The sequence below is a fragment of the Nostoc sp. genome, assembly GCF_036917135.1.
GTDB lineage: Bacteria > Cyanobacteriota > Cyanobacteriia > Cyanobacteriales > Nostocaceae > Nostoc.
In genome coordinates this window covers 172401-189213 of the sequence record NZ_JBALEA010000077.1, presented here as the reverse complement: position 1 = coordinate 189213, position 16813 = coordinate 172401, and the positions used below count along the sequence as shown (strand labels likewise).

Annotated in this window: 17 protein-coding genes and 1 pseudogene; 11 read left to right on the top strand and 7 right to left on the bottom strand. The window is 41.0% G+C overall.

Features of this window, described 5'->3' with window-relative positions; translation table 11 throughout:
* Positions 1 to 154: 154 nt before the first annotated feature.
* The 3 genes from V7K50_RS25350 (at position 155) to V7K50_RS25340 (ending at position 884) form a co-directional block, all read left to right on the top strand.
* Positions 155 to 358 (top strand): hypothetical protein, encoded by a 204-nt coding sequence (locus V7K50_RS25350; protein WP_334964930.1) that lies wholly within the window; start codon positions 155 to 157, stop codon positions 356 to 358.
* 119 nt (positions 359 to 477) lie between these two features.
* On the top strand, positions 478 to 678 hold the full coding sequence (locus V7K50_RS25345) for a type II toxin-antitoxin system HicB family antitoxin (RefSeq protein ID WP_114084373.1): 201 nt from the start codon (positions 478 to 480) through the stop codon (positions 676 to 678).
* The gene (locus V7K50_RS25340; protein WP_334964928.1) at positions 675 to 884 is read left to right on the top strand and encodes a type II toxin-antitoxin system HicA family toxin; all 210 of its coding nucleotides are present in this window, start codon (positions 675 to 677) and stop codon (positions 882 to 884) included. Before V7K50_RS25345 ends, V7K50_RS25340 begins: the two co-directional genes overlap by 4 nt.
* A gap of 191 nt (positions 885 to 1075) precedes the next feature.
* On the opposite strand, the gene V7K50_RS25335 is transcribed toward V7K50_RS25340, so the two are convergent.
* Positions 1076 to 1798 (bottom strand): Uma2 family endonuclease, encoded by a 723-nt coding sequence (locus V7K50_RS25335; protein WP_334964926.1) that lies wholly within the window; start codon positions 1796 to 1798, stop codon positions 1076 to 1078.
* 505 nt (positions 1799 to 2303) lie between these two features.
* On the opposite strand from V7K50_RS25335, the gene V7K50_RS25330 reads away from it, so the two are divergent.
* Both V7K50_RS25330 and V7K50_RS25325 read left to right on the top strand, forming a co-directional pair.
* A complete protein-coding gene (locus V7K50_RS25330) occupies positions 2304 to 3086 on the top strand; it encodes a GAF domain-containing protein (protein WP_334964924.1) in 783 nt (260 codons plus the stop codon).
* Between the two features lie 8 nt (positions 3087 to 3094).
* Positions 3095 to 3355: pseudogene (locus V7K50_RS25325) on the top strand (DUF4351 domain-containing protein); the annotation flags it as partial.
* 64 nt (positions 3356 to 3419) lie between these two features.
* Here V7K50_RS25325 and V7K50_RS25320 read toward each other — a convergent pair.
* Entirely contained in the window at positions 3420 to 4997 is a 1578-nt protein-coding gene (locus V7K50_RS25320; protein ID WP_334964922.1) for an NAD(P)H-quinone oxidoreductase subunit 4, read from the bottom strand.
* A 363-nt stretch (positions 4998 to 5360) separates the two neighbouring features.
* On the opposite strand from V7K50_RS25320, the gene V7K50_RS25315 reads away from it, so the two are divergent.
* The 3 genes from V7K50_RS25315 to V7K50_RS25305 all read left to right on the top strand — a co-directional run bounded on the left by V7K50_RS25315 (position 5361) and on the right by V7K50_RS25305 (position 7976).
* Positions 5361 to 5624, top strand: a complete 264-nt coding sequence (locus V7K50_RS25315; protein ID WP_334964920.1) for a hypothetical protein — start codon at positions 5361 to 5363, stop codon at positions 5622 to 5624.
* 48 nt (positions 5625 to 5672) lie between these two features.
* On the top strand, positions 5673 to 5903 hold the full coding sequence (locus V7K50_RS25310) for a hypothetical protein (RefSeq protein ID WP_334964918.1): 231 nt from the start codon (positions 5673 to 5675) through the stop codon (positions 5901 to 5903).
* Positions 5904 to 5975: 72 nt separating this feature from the next.
* Positions 5976 to 7976 (top strand): hypothetical protein, encoded by a 2001-nt coding sequence (locus tag V7K50_RS25305; RefSeq protein WP_334964916.1) that lies wholly within the window; start codon positions 5976 to 5978, stop codon positions 7974 to 7976.
* A 48-nt stretch (positions 7977 to 8024) separates the two neighbouring features.
* Here the strand turns inward: V7K50_RS25305 and V7K50_RS25300 are convergent, their stop codons facing one another.
* From V7K50_RS25300 to V7K50_RS25280, 5 genes are all read right to left on the bottom strand, one after another.
* Positions 8025 to 8324, bottom strand: coding sequence for an addiction module protein (locus V7K50_RS25300; RefSeq protein WP_334964914.1), 300 nt, complete (start codon positions 8322 to 8324; stop codon positions 8025 to 8027).
* A gap of 227 nt (positions 8325 to 8551) precedes the next feature.
* Positions 8552 to 8743: a type II toxin-antitoxin system HicB family antitoxin gene (locus tag V7K50_RS25295; protein ID WP_094339619.1), complete on the bottom strand. Its 192-nt coding sequence runs from the start codon at positions 8741 to 8743 to the stop codon at positions 8552 to 8554.
* 59 nt (positions 8744 to 8802) lie between these two features.
* Positions 8803 to 10905 (bottom strand): NAD(P)H-quinone oxidoreductase subunit 5, encoded by a 2103-nt coding sequence (locus tag V7K50_RS25290; protein WP_334964912.1) that lies wholly within the window; start codon positions 10903 to 10905, stop codon positions 8803 to 8805.
* 232 nt (positions 10906 to 11137) lie between these two features.
* Positions 11138 to 11524: a thioredoxin family protein gene (locus tag V7K50_RS25285; protein ID WP_334964910.1), complete on the bottom strand. Its 387-nt coding sequence runs from the start codon at positions 11522 to 11524 to the stop codon at positions 11138 to 11140.
* A 678-nt stretch (positions 11525 to 12202) separates the two neighbouring features.
* Positions 12203 to 12919, bottom strand: coding sequence for an NnrU family protein (locus V7K50_RS25280; RefSeq protein WP_334964908.1), 717 nt, complete (start codon positions 12917 to 12919; stop codon positions 12203 to 12205).
* A 212-nt stretch (positions 12920 to 13131) separates the two neighbouring features.
* On the opposite strand from V7K50_RS25280, the gene V7K50_RS25275 reads away from it, so the two are divergent.
* From V7K50_RS25275 to V7K50_RS25265, 3 genes are all read left to right on the top strand, one after another.
* Entirely contained in the window at positions 13132 to 14145 is a 1014-nt protein-coding gene (locus V7K50_RS25275) for a LysR family transcriptional regulator (protein ID WP_334964906.1), read from the top strand.
* A 151-nt stretch (positions 14146 to 14296) separates the two neighbouring features.
* Positions 14297 to 15697 carry a serine/threonine-protein kinase gene (locus V7K50_RS25270; RefSeq protein ID WP_334964904.1) on the top strand — a complete coding sequence of 467 codons (1401 nt, stop codon included), beginning with the start codon at positions 14297 to 14299 and terminating at the stop codon, positions 15695 to 15697.
* Between the two features lie 27 nt (positions 15698 to 15724).
* The gene (locus V7K50_RS25265; RefSeq protein ID WP_334964902.1) at positions 15725 to 16774 is read left to right on the top strand and encodes a substrate-binding domain-containing protein; all 1050 of its coding nucleotides are present in this window, start codon (positions 15725 to 15727) and stop codon (positions 16772 to 16774) included.
* Positions 16775 to 16813 lie beyond the last annotated feature (39 nt).

The window sequence follows — 16813 nt, the reverse complement described above, 5'->3', positions numbered from 1 at the left end:
GGAAGGTGTAAATTTGAGACTGCGATGAATCCAGTTGTCAATCCTTTTCGTGTTGAGTGTGATCGCACATTACTGTGGAGTACGCAGGCTTCAATGTCCCCTAAAAGCGTAGAATAAATAGTCAGCAGGTCTTTTTGACAGCAGCATAACAGCTATGACCAAGCTACTTGAACAAGCGATCGCATTAGTGAAACAGCTTCCTGAAACTGAGCAAGATGCAATTGCTGCGCTCATTCTGGAAGAACTGGAAGACGAAGCCCATTGGGACAAAGTATTTGCAAAGTCTCATGATCTACTAGCTGAACTGGCAACAGCAGCCTTGGCTGAAGACCAAGCAGGCAACCTAATACAATACTAAATTGGATGTCTTTAACAATAACCTCAGTGCAGCAAACAAGCGATGTCTACGACGGGCGTAGATGCAGCACTCGGCTTGACGCTAGAATATTAGTCGCAATCTTGTGGAGATGATTGGCAATGAAAATTAAAGCAGTTATCTGGCAAGAAGACGGTGTGTGGTGTGCTTCTGTACCCGCCCTACCCGGATGCCACACTTGGGGAGACAGCTATGAACATTTGTTAGAGATGCTGCAAGATGCAATTCAAGGTTGGTTGGAAGTTGCCAGCGAACGAGAAGAACTTGACCCGGAGAAACAGTTGGTTGAAATATCGCTATGAAAGCGGTTTCAGGTAAAGCACTTTGTAAAATTTTGCAACGGCAGGGTTGGGAATTGAAGCGCATTACTGGCAGTCATCACATTTATACAAAAGAAGGTTTTGATGTGATACTTTCCATTCCGGTTCATAGTAATCGAGATTTACCAATTGGAACTTTGAAAAGTATTATGAAAGATGCTGGACTTACCGAAGAAGATTTGGACTAAAAGCGATCGCAATTATCCAAAGTTCACATAACAGCACCTAATTTTTGATGTCGGTTTTGGTAAATAATATTTATTGAGCAACCAGCCTTTACGATTTGTACCGTCAAGAGATGAGTTGCTTTATAGATATAATTCCCTAACCAGGAAGCAAATTAACATTAAGGCAGCGAAAACCACAAAACTTGCTAAATCTATGACAAAGTTTCTGGATCAACACCAAGTACCCTCAACCTTTCCGCTAACATTTTCACTTGTTGTTCTGCTTCCACACGTTGCTGTTGTTCAAAAGCTGTGCGTTCTTCCGCTTCCCTGATGCGTTCTTCTGGTGTCAGCAATCTTTGCCCTTCTTCATCATACCAGTACAACCACTCCCGCACGATACCTTGATAAATTCCCCGTTCTCCCCCAATTCCTAAACCAATCTCTGGTAGCCAAACGGGATTTCCTGACATTAAGATATATTCCCCATCAACTAGGCGATACACTTCCAAAGGTGGATTTTTACGCCGAAGGGGACTATATACAACGTAGTATAAAATTCCTAATTCTTTGGCATAAAATTCTTTCTTGGTAGTATATTCTTCCCGATATATTTGGGAAAGAACTTCTAGTGCTAAAATCGGTGGTTTATTTTCTTCCCACAGTACATAACTTAGGCGCAAATCCTCATCAATGAAGCGTTTAACTCCTAGGCTGAGAAACCCATCAGGGACAATGGCTGGTTTGTCTGGGTCAAAATAAATACCCATGTCAACACCAAAGAACCAATCCCAACGATCGCACCAAACCAAAGCCAGCGTCGTTTTCAGCAAGCCGGGAATTAAATTTTGGAGTTCATTATCCACAGGGGTATCATTTGAGTCGGGTAATTCTTCGGAAGATGGCAAACAATGGAGCGGATTGTAGTTTAACATGAGCGGTTTTGCCAAATCTGATTCTAGATAGATTGTACGTAATCTATTGATGTGCGATCGCAGCGCCAGAATAAAGAACCATTTTTAGCGTCGGCGTAGCCATCGTAAACATCGCCTTATGTCTTTCTTCTCAGTATGAAAATACTGAAAAGTGTAAAATCCTTACATCAGATTCGTGGTTTTTCGGTACTGATTACCAGAGTGTCTAACTGACAATAGCAAAAAAGGGTGGAATATTGTTCAACTAGAACATTCCAGAAGTCGCAGAGTATTGAATTTCATGGTGAATTTGGTAGCTGGGCTGATTACCTATATCTACCAAGGAGAAAAAGTTTTCTCTCAACCTTGACTCAAAAAATATGGCGCAGCTGGATCTAAGATTTTGAGTACAGTAGTGGGTGAAGTTCGAGAACTGCTCCAGATTGATCGATGCCAGTTTCTTTGGTGTCAAATAGAAGATGAATCTACTAGCTTTGAACTGAGTCAGTAAGCCTGCGCTCCCGACTTGCCAGAACCTTTAGGCGATTCTCCTATTCAGAAGGTGGAAGCACTGAGTGAGGCTGTTTTAAGAGGGAATTTGCTTTGCTTGGATGACATTGCGACAGATTCCTGGCTTGATTCCAAGAATCGGGATTTCTTGGTGAGTTTGGGCTTTAAGTCTCTACTCACAGTTTCAGTTAAAACTCAGTCGGGTTGCTTAGGTGTGATTGTCTGCGAACATAGTAGAGCGCTGCATTCTTGGAGTGATGATGAGGTAGAACTGATTCGAGGTGTGGCTGACCAGTTAGCGATCGCCATTGACCAGGCACAATTGTATAATCAAAGCCGCGCTGCTACCGTTGCTGCTACTACTCAAGCAGAACAACTGAACCAAGTTTTGCACAATCTCAAACAGACTCAAGCTCAACTGATTCAAACCGAAAAAATGTCGAGTTTAGGTCAATTAGTGGCTGGTGTCGCTCACGAAATCAATAATCCAGTTAACTTTATCTACGGCAATTTGACCCATGTAAGTGAATATACCCTGGGCTTGTTGGAACTAGTAGAACTCCATCAAAAGTCTAATGTTAATTCAACACCTGAAGTACAAGCTCATATAGAAGCCATCGACCTTGACTTTATCGCTGAGGATCTCCCGAAAATATTAGTTTCAATGAAAATGGGAGCTAATCGCATTCGGGAAATAGTTTTATCCTTGCGGAATTTTTCTCGACTTGACGAAGCTTTATTAGATTTTACTGCTATGGAAGATTTACTTAACTGGTTGCAAACAAATCAATCAGCTTAAAATCTATTTTTATGAAATTTGAGCAGGAGCGGACTATGAGATACGTAACTACAGGTGAGCGCATCGGCTACGAGCGCGGAAAACAAGAAGGTGAACAACGGCTTATTTTAAGGTTATTACAAAGACGAGTGGGAGAATTATCACCAGAATTGCAAGAGCGCATCCAATCTCTTTCTTTAAATCAATTAGAAACCCTTGGGGAAGCTTTGTTAGATTTTACTGCTATGGAAGATTTGCTTAACTGGTTGCAAACAAATAAATCAGCCTAAAATAAAAAGGGCAGGTACAAAAACCGCCCTCAAAGTAATTTGAAACTAAACTAGCGATCGCAACTTAATTACCAATTTCCGGCGCACTCAAAGAAACCTTTAGTGCATCGTCTTTTTGCTGTGCTAATGTCGGCACGGAATCACGCAACCTTGCCGTCAATTGTACAGTTGTAGCGTCGTACATCTGAGTCAGCAATTTTGGATAGAAACCAACACCAATAATTGGAATTAACAAACAGGCAATGATAAATACTTCACGGGGTTCGGCATCTATCAAAGCTTGGTGAGAAACTAATTCTTTGTTCTCCTCTCCGTAGAAAATCTCTCGCAACATAGACAGCAGATAAATTGGAGTTAAAATCACTCCAACTGCCATTAAAAACACCACAATGACTTTGAAGGTAGAGCTATAAGCATCACTAGTAGCAAAGCCCACAAATACCATTAATTCTGCTACGAAACCGCTCATCCCTGGCAATGCTAAAGAAGCCATTGAACAGGTAGTGAACATGGCGAAAATCTTCGGCATTCTCTTAGCGACACCGCCCATTTCATCCAACATTAGGGTGTGGGTGCGATCGTAAGTTGCGCCAACAAGGAAGAATAAACTCGCCCCAATTAACCCGTGAGAAACCATTTGCAATACTGCTCCACTCAATCCTAAATCGGTGAAGGAGGCAATACCAATCATCACAAAGCCCATGTGAGAAATTGAGGAGTAAGCAATTTTTCGCTTCAGGTTGCGCTGGGCAAAGGATGTTAAGGCAGCGTAGATGATATTAACTACCCCCAAAACTACCAACACTGGTGCAAAATAAGCGTGGGCATCGGGGAGCATTTGAGCATTCATCCGAACTAAGGCGTAACCGCCCATTTTCAGGAGAATACCTGCCAATAGCATGTGTACGGGCGCTGTAGCCTCACCGTGGGCATCAGGTAGCCAGGTGTGTAAGGGAATAATCGGCAACTTGACGGCGTAGGCAATGAGGAAGCCAGCATAGAGGGCAAGTTGCAAATTGAGGGCGAAATCTTTGAGGGCGAGCGATCGCATATCAAACGTGACCGTATCGCCGTAAAATGCCATTGTCAGGGCAGACAGCAAAATAAACAGCGACCCGCCAGCAGTGTATAAAATGAATTTGGTCGCTGCATATTGTCGTCTTTTGCCTCCCCAAATCGACAGCAGAAAGTATATCGGTACTAGTTCCAGTTCCCACACTAGGAAAAACAACAGCATGTCCTGGACAGCGAACACTGCAATTTGACCGCCATACATCGCCAAAATCAAGAAGAAAAATAGCTTGGGCTTGAAGGTAACAGGCCAAGCTGCTAAAATCGCCAGCGTGGTAATGAATCCAGTCAAAATAATTAGGGGCATGGACAAGCCATCAGCCCCTACTGACCAATTCAAACCCAATTGTGGTACCCAGGGGTAACTTTCCACCAACTGTAAATCTGGATTGGAGAAATCATACCCAGTATAAAAAGCGTAAACAATTAGTGCAAAATCTATCAGCCCTACGATGAGGGAGTACCAGCGCACTGTTTTGCCTTCTTTGTCAGGGATGATGGGAAGAAGTAGCGACGCCGCTATCGGAAACAGAATAATCGTCGTCAGCCACGGAAAATTAGCTGTATTCATCACAATTCGTCTGCTATCAAAATCATGTTTGGCAAAAAGTCACTAGTTATTAAGTAACAGCTTTTTGAGGATTTCGTCTTCCTCGTTAGGTTGATTTAATTAAATTAGCAATCCCCGATTTTTTCTCTTGGGAGTCTTTTTTGACACTTTGGGGTGCGGAATGTGCGTTGTGATACTTCCAGTCAAGTCAAAAATTTACCCTCAAAAAGTTGGTTAAATTATAGTTTAGGGGTGCGATATCTACGACAATCCGCTCCGCGTCTACGCGTAATCCAAGCCATCCCTAAAAATACAAGATGCTGTTTGATGGTTGTTGAAAAAAGCGATTTGGTACAAAAAATCATCACAGGAGAACTAACCATAATGATAATCGCACAAATTGAAAGTCAGATTCGTTATGTCACCAATGTAAATGGAGAAACAACAGATGTACTCGTCCCTGTAGAACTTTGGCAACAGCTTATAAGTTCGATAAATTCTGATAACGTCAGTGGTTTAGCTTGGATTGATGAACAAGAGCCAAAAGTACAAATATTAGCCGATTTGCAAGAGTCCGTGCGACAAGCAGCATTAGGACAAACTTTCCCAATTTCAGAGCTTTGGGACTACAGTAGGCGATTTGATTGAGTTTTTTTAGTAAAATAGACAGGGAAAGTTGATAAGGGAAATTCGATTATGTCATCTCCAGCGATCGCTACTGTAATTAAGATGATGGAATCTTTACCTGAAGATGTGCAAGAAAGAGTTGCAGAACATCTCCAAGAGCACCTGGAAGATTTGCAAGATGAATTGAAATGGAATAAATCATTTAACAAAACTCAACAACAACTGATTGCATCTGCCCAATCTGCTAAAAGAGAGATTGCAGAAGGACTTGCAAAACCAATGAACTATGAAAACTTATGAAGTCTGCAACTCTTCCTTAGTTTTGGGATTAAGATTATATTATTATTTTTTTTTTTTGATAAGTACTGAGAAATGGATTTTACTTTATCAAATGCGCCTGAATATGTGATAAGAAACATTGAGAATTTACAACAAATATGGTTGGAAAGATGCGATGCAATTGAAAACAATCAAAAAGGATCTTATAGTCGCCATTTATTATTAATTTTATACGATTTGCGTGAAGAGATACAGAATAATAAAAATCGATTTTCTCAAAATGCTTACGGAAAAAAATTCTTTAAAATTCAATTTTCTAGTTACTGTAGTTTTAAAAAAGAGCAACTTGATGATCTAGACAAAATTAAAAAATCCTGGACAAGAGAAGTAGATCAAGAACTATATTTCATTACTGAAGCTCTATCCGACAATAAGAGTAAATTTGAATTAGACGATATTTTAATATTCATTCAACGTATAGAAGAAAAAATAACGTCAGAAAATAGCTTGAGGCAAGTTATTAATCTTTTGTACGAAAAAATACTTGAAAAAGACTTAAATGATAGTCATCATATAGAATTTATTGTAGATACAATAATTTTATTATTTAATTTTAAGGGAATGTTGGAATTAAAATCAAGATTAGATGATCAATTTCAAAAATTTGAAGATATAGCAACATATCCTGAGCAAGGTAATTTATATCCTGCCCTATTTGGATCACCATCAAGAGATGCAAAATCAATTGATGAACATAAGGAAGAGCTTAGAAAATATTATGAGGCTTCAAGTATTAAACAGAGACTTAATTTCTTAACAGGAATTTATTGTCTAGAACCTCAAACTTATACAGTTATTTTCAAGATAACAGGTGTTGAGTTCAAAAACAAAATTAATATAGGTAAAGTTGAACTATATCGTCCTAGAATAGATGGAAAATACATTCAAAAAAATGAGATTTTAAGCATAAATGTTGAAGATAATTCGGATTACTGCATTGCAGTCAATATCCAAGGTGTAGATAGTAAATTTATGAAAATTAAAGCCCAACAAATGGCTGAAAGAACGATAGCTGTTCTCTCAACACGAAATAGGAAAGACCAGGCTATTATTTTATCAAGTGATTGGGTTATTTGTGATTCTCAAGGAGAAATTCGAGCTTTTAACTTTAAAGGTAGGGATAAGCCGCAAACTATCAGATATAACTCTATTGACTCACAAAATAATCAACAAAGGCTTGGCCAGTGGATATCTTCTGAAGATAAATGTCATCCAACTGTAGCAAAATGGCTTGCTTCTATCGACTGGTATAGACGAGCAACTGAAGCTTCACAAAGTTCTGAAGAAATATTAAACTCATGGTTTGCTGTAGAAAAGTTTTCTGATGATTCTAAAACAATTTCTAAAAAACTTCCTGAACTATCAGATGATCTTAGGAATAAAAAGAAGATTCTTAAAGAAAATATAGATTTATGGCTTGATGGTGAAGGTATTAGAACAGTACAGTTACTTCTTACTTTGAGTGAATTAAAATTTAATTTATATCATGAAGTAAGACAAGTTGGACGTGTTTTTACTACACCTCTAACATTTGCTGAAATGGATATATCTAAGTCTATAGACCAGGATTTACAAGACTATTTATCTTCTAATAAAGATAAAATAGATTTTTTAGAAAAATTTATAGAAAAAGCTCCTGAAATAAAGAAACAATTAGATTCTAAAAACATAGTGTTGCCAGATTTAAATCAAGTCAATGAAATTTTTTATAATAATGATTATTGTGAAAAATACTTGGTTGAGAAAATTATTGACCTCAAAGATGATGTTTATAACATATATCGTATTCGTAATATGCTAGTTCATTCTAGTAGTACTACTAGTAAACTATTAGATTATTATGGAAAACGTAGCCGAGAGTATTGTCACTCTTTGTTAGATGCCATTGCATATAAAATATATCAGACTTCTAACGACGATCAAATTATGCCTTTGGAGTCTTATTTTAGAGAAATGGTAATTGATGCAAATATTGCTTTAGAGGCGGTAAAATACAATAAGATGGACAACTTTATAAATTGGGCTTTATCGTAAATAATTTTAATACTGACTTTTCAGGCAGGTTATACTTTTTGAATAATATTATTTACCATCTTTGTTCCTCGTAATAACTTGCGACATCAACCAGCTCTTGCTCTGCCAATGGATGAAATACAATTCTTTTGATTGTAAAGATGCACGAACTCTTTGAAACACTTCTTCAGCCGGAATACCAGTAATTTGATTGGTGTTCATATCTTCATCACGCTTCTGGGCTTCTTCAGCCCAACTAGCCGCAATTTCTTGATCTATTCCACTTTCTTGACCCAATCTTTCCAGTAATCTTGCTAATAAAATCACTTGAGAATCTTTTGGAACGGCTTCAAGCTGTTCAAGGGTCATAGTGGGTACCTAAACTCTCTAGTACAGTACCTCTTATTCTAAGCATTAGCCTGCTTCATCGTTAAGCATCTTAATAATATGTTTTGCAAGTTGCTCCTTAATTTCCCTATGTCTAGGAACAGCTTGAGATATTTTTGTTATTGGATTCTGCTACCAATCATGTTTGCCACCATAACGAACGAAGATACAACCCATTTCTTCAAGTTTACTGATTAAGTCTCTTCGTTTCATGAGACTTCAAGTTCTGCAACTCTACGAATATTTTGGATAGTTCCACTTGTTAATTCATTGTAAATATCGAGTAGATTTTCTCTTAGCTCCTCTTCAGTTTCACCTTGAGTCCAATAGTCGGGATATTCTTCGAGATAACCTAACCACATATCATCATCTTGCCAGTAAATGTATTTCTTCTTTATCATTCGCCTATTCGCTACTTTTAAAAAACTTAGGGGTGGACGATCGCCCACCCCGATTAAAATTAGGTGACACCAAAGACAATCACTAAGCCCAAAACCGCCCCAAACACAATCAAGGCATAGAATTGAGCGCGACCATTTTCTAGGTACTTCAGACCTTCACCGCTAACAAGGGTGAAAAAGCCTGTGAGGTTAACAGCACCATCTACAACGCGGAAGTCAACTTCCATAACTTGTCTAGCTAGGCGACGCAAGCCGACAACAAAAACCCGATGGTAAATGTCATCAAAGTACCACTTGTTGAGGGATAACTCGTAAAGTGGTTGGATTTTAGCAGCGATCGCACCCGGATCAATTTTACGGCGCAAATACATCAGCGAAGCCAGGGTAATCGCAATCAAAGAAATTCCGACTGAGGCACCCGCCATAATGTAGAATTCCGTCGGATTGAACTCGGCAGCCTTTTCTATAACTTCAGTGAGGGTTTCGCTAGGAGGAAAGATAAACTCTTCAAAATAATTGGCGTAGGGAGTTCCCACCAAACCAATCAAAATCGAAGGCACAGCCAACAGTGCCAACGGCAGGGTCATTGTCCACGGCGATTCGTGGGGGGAGTCGCTATGATGCCCGTGGGAGTCATGGGAATCATGATGCTCACTAGTTGCCGCCAATTCTCCTTTCTTCATCGCCCCAGGCCCAAAATTCGGGGCTGGTTCTTGTGACTCTAATTCCAGGACGATTGTCGCTGTCGCCTTTTTGAGTTTTTGCTTGATTTTCTCGTCATTACCCCGGAATTCGCCTTCAAATGTTGAGAAATACATCCTAAACATATAGAAAGCAGTAATCCCGGCAGTTAGCCAGCCAATCAACCAGAGAAATGGGTTAGCCTCAAAAGCTTTCCCTAGAATTTCATCTTTTGACCAGAAACCAGCAAAGGGCGGAATCCCAGAAATTGCCAAGCAACCAATCAAAAAGGTAATTGACGTGACGGGCATATACTTTCGCAGTCCGCCCATCAAGCGCATATCTTGAGCTAAGGCGGGGTCGTGTCCAACGACACCTTCCATACCATGAATGACTGAACCGGAACCCAAGAACAGCATCGCCTTAAAATAGGCGTGGGTCATGAGGTGGAATAGTCCAGCACTGTAGGAACCTATTCCCATCGCCATCACCATGTAACCGAGTTGGGAAATGGTGGAATAAGCCAAGCCCTTTTTGATGTCGTTTTGGGTAATGGCAATGGTTGCCCCCAAAAACGCCGTAAAGGCGCCAGTAAAGGCAATGACGTTCATTGCAACTGGAACGTGTTCAAATACTGGGTACATCCGAGCAATCAGGAAAACACCCGCCGCCACCATTGTTGCCGCGTGAATCAAGGCAGAAATGGGGGTGGGGCCTTCCATCGCATCTGGTAGCCAGACATGGAGAGGGAATTGGGCTGATTTTGCAACTGGCCCTAAGAAAACTAAAATCGCCAACAGGACAGCGAGAAAATTGCTGATCGAACCTGATTCGACGAGTTGGGCGAGGCGATCGCCCATGATATTAAAATCAAAGCTTCCCGTTGCCCAGAACAGCCCCAGAATGCCCAACAGCAAACCAAAGTCACCTACTCGGTTGGTGACAAATGCTTTTTGAGCGGCATCGGCTGCTGACTTGCGATCGAACCAAAAGCCGACCAGCAAGTAAGAACACATCCCCACCAGTTCCCAGAATACATACACCTGTACTAGGTTGGGGCTGATCACCAGACCTAACATTGAGGAGCCAAATAAACTGAGATAGGCGTAAAACCTCACATAACTGGGATCGTGAGCCATGTAGCCATCGGTGTAAAGCATGACTAAGCAGGCTACCGTTGTGACAATCACCAGCATTAGGGCTGTCAGGTGGTCAATAGTGTAGCCCATGCTCAGGTGGAAATTACCTGCTGCCGCCCACTCAAAGGTGCGAATATAAGCCGCGTGTCCTTGAATTTGACTCCACAACAAGGCAAAGGACAGCCCCATTGCTGCTGCCATCATGGAGATAATCACCACAGCGTTAAGCTGGCGGAGGCGGTTTGTCACCTGATTCAACGAGATTAACCCTAGACCGACCAGCATTGCCCCAAAAAGAGGGAACACCGGAATCAGCCAGGCATACTGATAGATTACTTCCATCACTGACGCCTACTTTTAGAATTCTTGATTAGCGTGTCGAAACTGTTAATAATTGTGACACACGCCCTTTAGGATAAAATAACCCACCCAAAGGTCTTTGGGTGGGGTGTTAAGCATGGTTTTAGATTTGGTCACTGGTCATTTGTCATTGGTCACTGGTCATTTGTCATTAGTCATTGGTCATTTGTCATTAGTCCAATGCCACATAGACCATACCCAATGCCAATACCCATCAAGCTGACCGATATTCTAAGTCCAGTGTTTTTGAACTTTTGTAGATTTTGGGGCAACTGCTGTAGTTGGCTTTAATCTCTTCTAAAGCTAGACGTAAATCTTCTCTGCCGCGAAAGCATTCCAAGCGATGGCGAACAGTGCCATTTTCAATCAATAGTAAAGTGGGTAGTGATTTTAGCTTATAAGTAGTAGACAATTTAAAATTTTGATCGGCGTTAACCCCAACTAATTTAATTTCTTCCCCGCATTGGGCTTGAAATTGCAACAACAGTGGGTGGATAATCCGACACAAGCCACACCAAGGGGCTTCAAAATTAACTAAAACAGGAATAGGAGATTCTAAAACTTCTTGAGTAAATGTCCGCTCACTAACCAAAAACACCATGATGCCTCTTGGATTATAAGGTTTTTATATCAAACTAGCTATCAGCACTGAATTCAGTGGTGCTGAGTTCCGGTAGCGGGGCGTTGAGCCAGTGCTGAGTAAAAGTCACGTCGCTTCTCTACGAGACGCTCCGCGAACGCTCCGAATTCAAAATTCAAAATTCAAAATTCAATAATTTTTGATCCCCATAAATAAATTTAGTTGCTCTGTAAACGGACTTCGTATTTCTTGCGCTGTGCCACTCGAAATACATACATTTTTTTGCTTCTCCATAAATAAATTTAGGGGCTTGTATCATGAGTCGTTTTCGGTCAATAACTAAAGTTAGGGCATTGAATGAGAAGCAACTCGTCTCTTTTGCTTTGAGAGTCAAGTCTGGTATTGGGACTAATTGCCATGCGATAATCTGTCTCTAACCAAAAAGCTACTGTGGAATTCGCGCTGGCTTTTTTGGATATTAAACTCCTGATTGCGGTGGCCGCCTGGGATTTGACTGAATTTGCCATTTTCTCGCAAGGAAAGGCAACTGACCAATGACTAGCAATATAAAATCTCAAGCTGACTGAACGCACCCTCGCTGATAGATGTTTGAGTTTATCCTACATTGATTTGGGTCAATTGATAAGCGGAAATTTTCATCTATTTAGGATTTTTCCTGACACTGGGGATCACCTAAATTTACCATGCTATCTTACTAGTCGCTTCCAGCAACAGAGGATGTGACCACCAAAGCAAAGCTGTAAAAATGGCAACTCCCAAATAGGCGGGGCGAATAAATTCCTGCCATTTGATAGATTGACGTCCGTCAATAATTGCTTTAAAGGGAATAATTGAAGTCCTCTGTTTGGCAATTTCAAAGGCTTCCCCGTAGCGATGCAAGAGACGGCGATCGCCATGCCAAACCCCAAACAAGTGATGCAACACCAATCCGATAGAAGTCACAAGGGTAAAGGTAGTGCCCAGCCAGAGAGTATGAGCAACACACCAAATTATTTGTCCCACCATCTGGGGATGACGCGTAATCCGCATAATTCCTGTTTCGTAGAGATGAACTTGGGGCTTTTGAATGGCAGCAATTTCTAGTAAATTGAAGGTAGCAGGATATAAAAACAAAAACGAAATCGCTGACAGCAGCCAAACAAATTCTTGTACTCCTGGCACTCCTTGTACTTGCCAAAGTTGCAAACCATCATAGCGGTGTCCAAAAAAGTAAATAATTAAGATCGCAGCCAACGGTAGGCTGACTAATGCAAAGAAAATCCGATAAAGCCTTGGGCCAATGTATTTTTCGGCCCTTGGGCGTAAAGCAGCGCCTCCACTATGAGCGATCGCAAAAACTATTTGTAACCCCAGTATGACAAAATGACTGGATGTAAACCAAGAAATCAGCAACATATAAACGGGTGAAGTAATTTAAAGAAAATTGAATTCAGTACAACCAATACCACAAAGTATTCAAAAGGGGACTTTAGTCAAGATGTTGTGCCGCTATCTTTTTCGAGTCAAGCCTTCAAGTTTAATATGCAACAAATCACGCCTAGCTGATTGCTGCCAAAGCTGATTTGTTGTGTGCATCCGCTCCTTTCAAAGTTTGTGGGTTGAGCCTTATGTCTGACCTTCCTTTCACTTTAGATCAGTTACGTATCCTGAAAGCGATCGCTCAAGAAGGAAGCTTCAAGCGTGCGGCTGATAGTCTTTACGTCTCCCAGCCCGCCGTCAGCTTGCAAGTCCAAAATCTCGAACGACAGCTCGATGTCCCCTTATTCGATCGTGGAGGACGACGCGCCCAATTAACCGAAGCCGGACATCTACTTTTAAGCTACGGTGAAAAAATCCTCAGTCTGTGTCAGGAAACCTGCCGCGCCATCGAGGATTTACAAAATCTCCAAGGCGGGACTTTAATTGTTGGTGCTTCTCAAACCACCGGCACTTATCTTTTGCCCAGAATGATCGGGATGTTCCGACAAAAATATCCAGATGTGGCTGTGCAATTGCACGTCCACTCCACTAGGCGAACTGCTTGGAGTGTCGCTAATGGACAAATTGATCTGGCGATTATCGGTGGTGAAATTCCCGGTGAACTCTCAGAATCTTTAGAAGTTATTCCTTACGCTGAGGACGAACTAGCGCTGATTCTACCTGTCTTTCATCCCTTTGCCAAACTTGAAAAAATCCAGAAAGACGACCTATATAAATTACAATTCATTGCCCTAGATTCCCAATCGACTATTCGCAAAGTAATTGACCAAGTGCTAGGACGCTGTGAAATTGATACCAGACGTTTTAAAGTTGAAATGGAATTGAATTCCATTGAGGCGATTAAGAATGCTGTGCAATCTGGTTTAGGGGCTGCCTTTGTTTCAACTAGTGCGATCGCTAAAGAATTACAAATGGGCGTTCTACACCGTACTCCCATTGAAGGCGTCGTTGTCAAACGGACGCTGTGGCTGATTTGTAATCCCAATCGTTATAGATCCAAGGCCGCAGAAGCCTTTAGCCAAGAAATTTTGCCCGAGTTTGCTAACCCAGGATGGAATCAAAATGTGTTAAAATTAGCACAAAAAAACATAGTGTTAACTACATTGGAGGTAGCAACACCCACCTCATCCGGCGAAGACTAAAATCAGGTTATTAATCCCTTGTAATTTGTCCTTTGTTTTTTTGTAAATAACCAAATAATTCGTAATAACGCTCATTTGCGTAGCGAGTCCCCATTCCCTTTTAGCGTCTCGTAGAGAGCGTCATCACGAATTATTTTGACTAATCACGAAAATGGAAGTTTACTGTACCCGTCCACGTTGCCCACGCCCACAAAACTATTTTGCCGATTTAGATGATATTACGACGCTGAAAACAATGCAGCAAAAGTACTGTACCAGCTGTGGTATGCCACTGATGCTAGATGGTCGGTACGTGACAACGAAACTGCTGGGAAGAGGCGGGTTTGGAGCAGCTTTTTTAGCACGCGATCGCCGAATACCAGGAATGCGCCAATGCGTGGTGAAACAGTTTCAACCAGCCGGGAATTTAAGCTTAACTCAATTGCAACAAGCGCAGTTAATGTTTGAGAGAGAAGCAGAAGTTCTAGCACAACTTGGTAACGATCACGAGCAAATTCCTGACTTGTTTGCCTTTTTTCCAGTCATAGTTAATAGTTTGCAACCAGGACAGCAAGACCAATTTTTTTACTTGGTGCAAGAATACATTGACGGAAAAAACTTAGAAGAAGAATTAGTTCAACAAGGCAAATTTTCTGAACAGCAAGTCTTAGAGATATTGCAAGCAATCCTGAGGGTACTAGAGTTTGTCCATGACAGAGGCATTATTCACAGAGACATCAAACCTTCAAACATCATGCGTCGTCGTGATGGTAAACTCTTCTTACTAGATTTTGGTGCAGTCAAGCAAGTAACAAACGCTGCATCTGGTTCTGCGGCTTCTTCCACAGGAATTTATTCTATGGGATTTGCACCGCCTGAGCAAATGGCTGGGGGGCAAGTATTTCCATCTACAGACTTATACGCCTTGGCTGTAACTCTTATTACCTTGTTAACAAATCAGGAGGCAATTCAACTATTTGATGCCTATAGCAACCAGTGGAAATGGCGAAACCAAGTAAGTGTCACCCCTCACCTTGCTGATATTTTGGATAAGATGCTGCTACCTGCTGCTAATCAACGCTTTCAGTCAGCCCAGGAGGTTTTACGCGCACTTAACTCACAAGCGGCTCAAGCCGCTACACAACTTAATTCGCCCTCTGTAACCCTCCCACCACAACCAAATAGTTCTAGTCCCGTCGTCCCCCGCCATTCACCGACTCAACCAGCGTTTTCTACATTGGAATTATTGGGTGGGGCGGGATTTAGTGGATTTGAAGGTGCATTAATCGCGATCGCGCTCTTCAGTCTAATAAAATCTCCAATAGTTACTTTCATTGTTGCATCTGTAATTTTAGGGATACTAATTTTCACTCAAACCAGGCGGTGGATTGAAAAGTTCGATTTATTAATTATTCCCACAATTACTTTTGCGATTATTTTTTTTCTCCCCTTTTTACGAGGGGGATTTGACATTCAGACAGTGGTTATTTTAGCAGTTGCAGCAGGCTTAGTAGCTATTTCACTCACAGCCGTATTTCGACTTATTTATAAATTATTATCTCTGATACTTTAAAAAACTCTTGATGCTAACAGTTACATAATGTCTCAAAAAAACGAAACACTTAGTCTTTTCTCAGCCGTTGTCATCACCATTGGTTTAATCTTTGGTGGTTTATGGTTCCTTATGGAAAGGTGGGCACAATTAAGTGGAACTGTTCCTAAAGCTTCGGAGAGTAGCAACACAGATAATCCCATAAACCAGTTTGTCAACAACAATAGATGTAACGTGCCAAATCTCCCAGAAGGGACATTTAACTATGGTGGTAGTACAACTTGGGCACCCATCCGTAAAGAGGCAGACTCGGTACTGCAAAACCAGTGCCCTCAATTTATTTTACGCTACACTCAATCCCCTTCAGCTGAACCAGGATCTGGAACTGGTATTCGGATGTTGATAGATAATCAACTAGCTTTTTCTCAATCTTCTCGCTCAGTTAAAGCTGAAGAAAATACAGAAGCTAAACAAAAAGGATTTAGTTTGAAAGAAATTCCGGTGGCCATTGATGGGATTGCGATCGCAGTTAACCACAATCTCAATATCCCTGGTTTAACTGTCGCCCAACTCAAAGATATCTACACGGGCAAGATTATTAATTGGCAACAGGTGGGTGGGCCAAATTTACCAATTATAGTCTACTCTCGCACCAAAGAAGCTGGAGGGACAGTGGACTTCTTTGTGGAAAATGTTCTAAATAAAGAGAATTTTGCTGCCAATGTTAGTTATGTTGACAACACCACAGATGCAGTACGAAAAGTAGCAACGAACACTGGCGCAATTTACTATGCTTCTGCCTCAGAGATTGTACCCCAATGTACGATTAAGTCCCTACCAATAGGGCGGATAAGTGGTCAATTTCTGCCTCCTTACCAAGAACCAGTTATACCTCAATCTGAATGTCCTAACAAGCGTAATCAGTTGAATAATAAGGTGTTTCGTAGTGGTGACTACGCAATTACCCGCAACTTATTTGTAATTGTTAAAGAGAATGGTCAAACAGATCAGCAAGCTGGCTTTGCTTATGCAAATTGGCTGCTGACACCTCAAGCTCAAGAACTGATCCAAAAGGCTGGATTTGTCAGAATTAAATGATCAAAGTACTTAGATTTCAGAAAATAATCAAATAATAAA

Coding starts and splice junctions, on each gene's coding strand:
- V7K50_RS25350 (WP_334964930.1), top strand. CDS start 155: ATGACCAAGCTACTTGAACAAGCGATCGCATTAGTGAAACAGCTTCCT.
- V7K50_RS25345 (WP_114084373.1), top strand. CDS start 478: ATGAAAATTAAAGCAGTTATCTGGCAAGAAGACGGTGTGTGGTGTGCT.
- V7K50_RS25340 (WP_334964928.1), top strand. CDS start 675: ATGAAAGCGGTTTCAGGTAAAGCACTTTGTAAAATTTTGCAACGGCAG.
- V7K50_RS25335 (WP_334964926.1), bottom strand. CDS start 1,798: ATGTTAAACTACAATCCGCTCCATTGTTTGCCATCTTCCGAAGAATTA.
- V7K50_RS25320 (WP_334964922.1), bottom strand. CDS start 4,997: ATGAATACAGCTAATTTTCCGTGGCTGACGACGATTATTCTGTTTCCG.
- V7K50_RS25315 (WP_334964920.1), top strand. CDS start 5,361: ATGATAATCGCACAAATTGAAAGTCAGATTCGTTATGTCACCAATGTA.
- V7K50_RS25310 (WP_334964918.1), top strand. CDS start 5,673: ATGTCATCTCCAGCGATCGCTACTGTAATTAAGATGATGGAATCTTTA.
- V7K50_RS25305 (WP_334964916.1), top strand. CDS start 5,976: ATGGATTTTACTTTATCAAATGCGCCTGAATATGTGATAAGAAACATT.
- V7K50_RS25300 (WP_334964914.1), bottom strand. CDS start 8,324: ATGACCCTTGAACAGCTTGAAGCCGTTCCAAAAGATTCTCAAGTGATT.
- V7K50_RS25295 (WP_094339619.1), bottom strand. CDS start 8,743: ATGATAAAGAAGAAATACATTTACTGGCAAGATGATGATATGTGGTTA.
- V7K50_RS25290 (WP_334964912.1), bottom strand. CDS start 10,905: ATGGAAGTAATCTATCAGTATGCCTGGCTGATTCCGGTGTTCCCTCTT.
- V7K50_RS25285 (WP_334964910.1), bottom strand. CDS start 11,524: ATGGTGTTTTTGGTTAGTGAGCGGACATTTACTCAAGAAGTTTTAGAA.
- V7K50_RS25280 (WP_334964908.1), bottom strand. CDS start 12,919: ATGTTGCTGATTTCTTGGTTTACATCCAGTCATTTTGTCATACTGGGG.
- V7K50_RS25275 (WP_334964906.1), top strand. CDS start 13,132: ATGTCTGACCTTCCTTTCACTTTAGATCAGTTACGTATCCTGAAAGCG.
- V7K50_RS25270 (WP_334964904.1), top strand. CDS start 14,297: ATGGAAGTTTACTGTACCCGTCCACGTTGCCCACGCCCACAAAACTAT.
- V7K50_RS25265 (WP_334964902.1), top strand. CDS start 15,725: ATGTCTCAAAAAAACGAAACACTTAGTCTTTTCTCAGCCGTTGTCATC.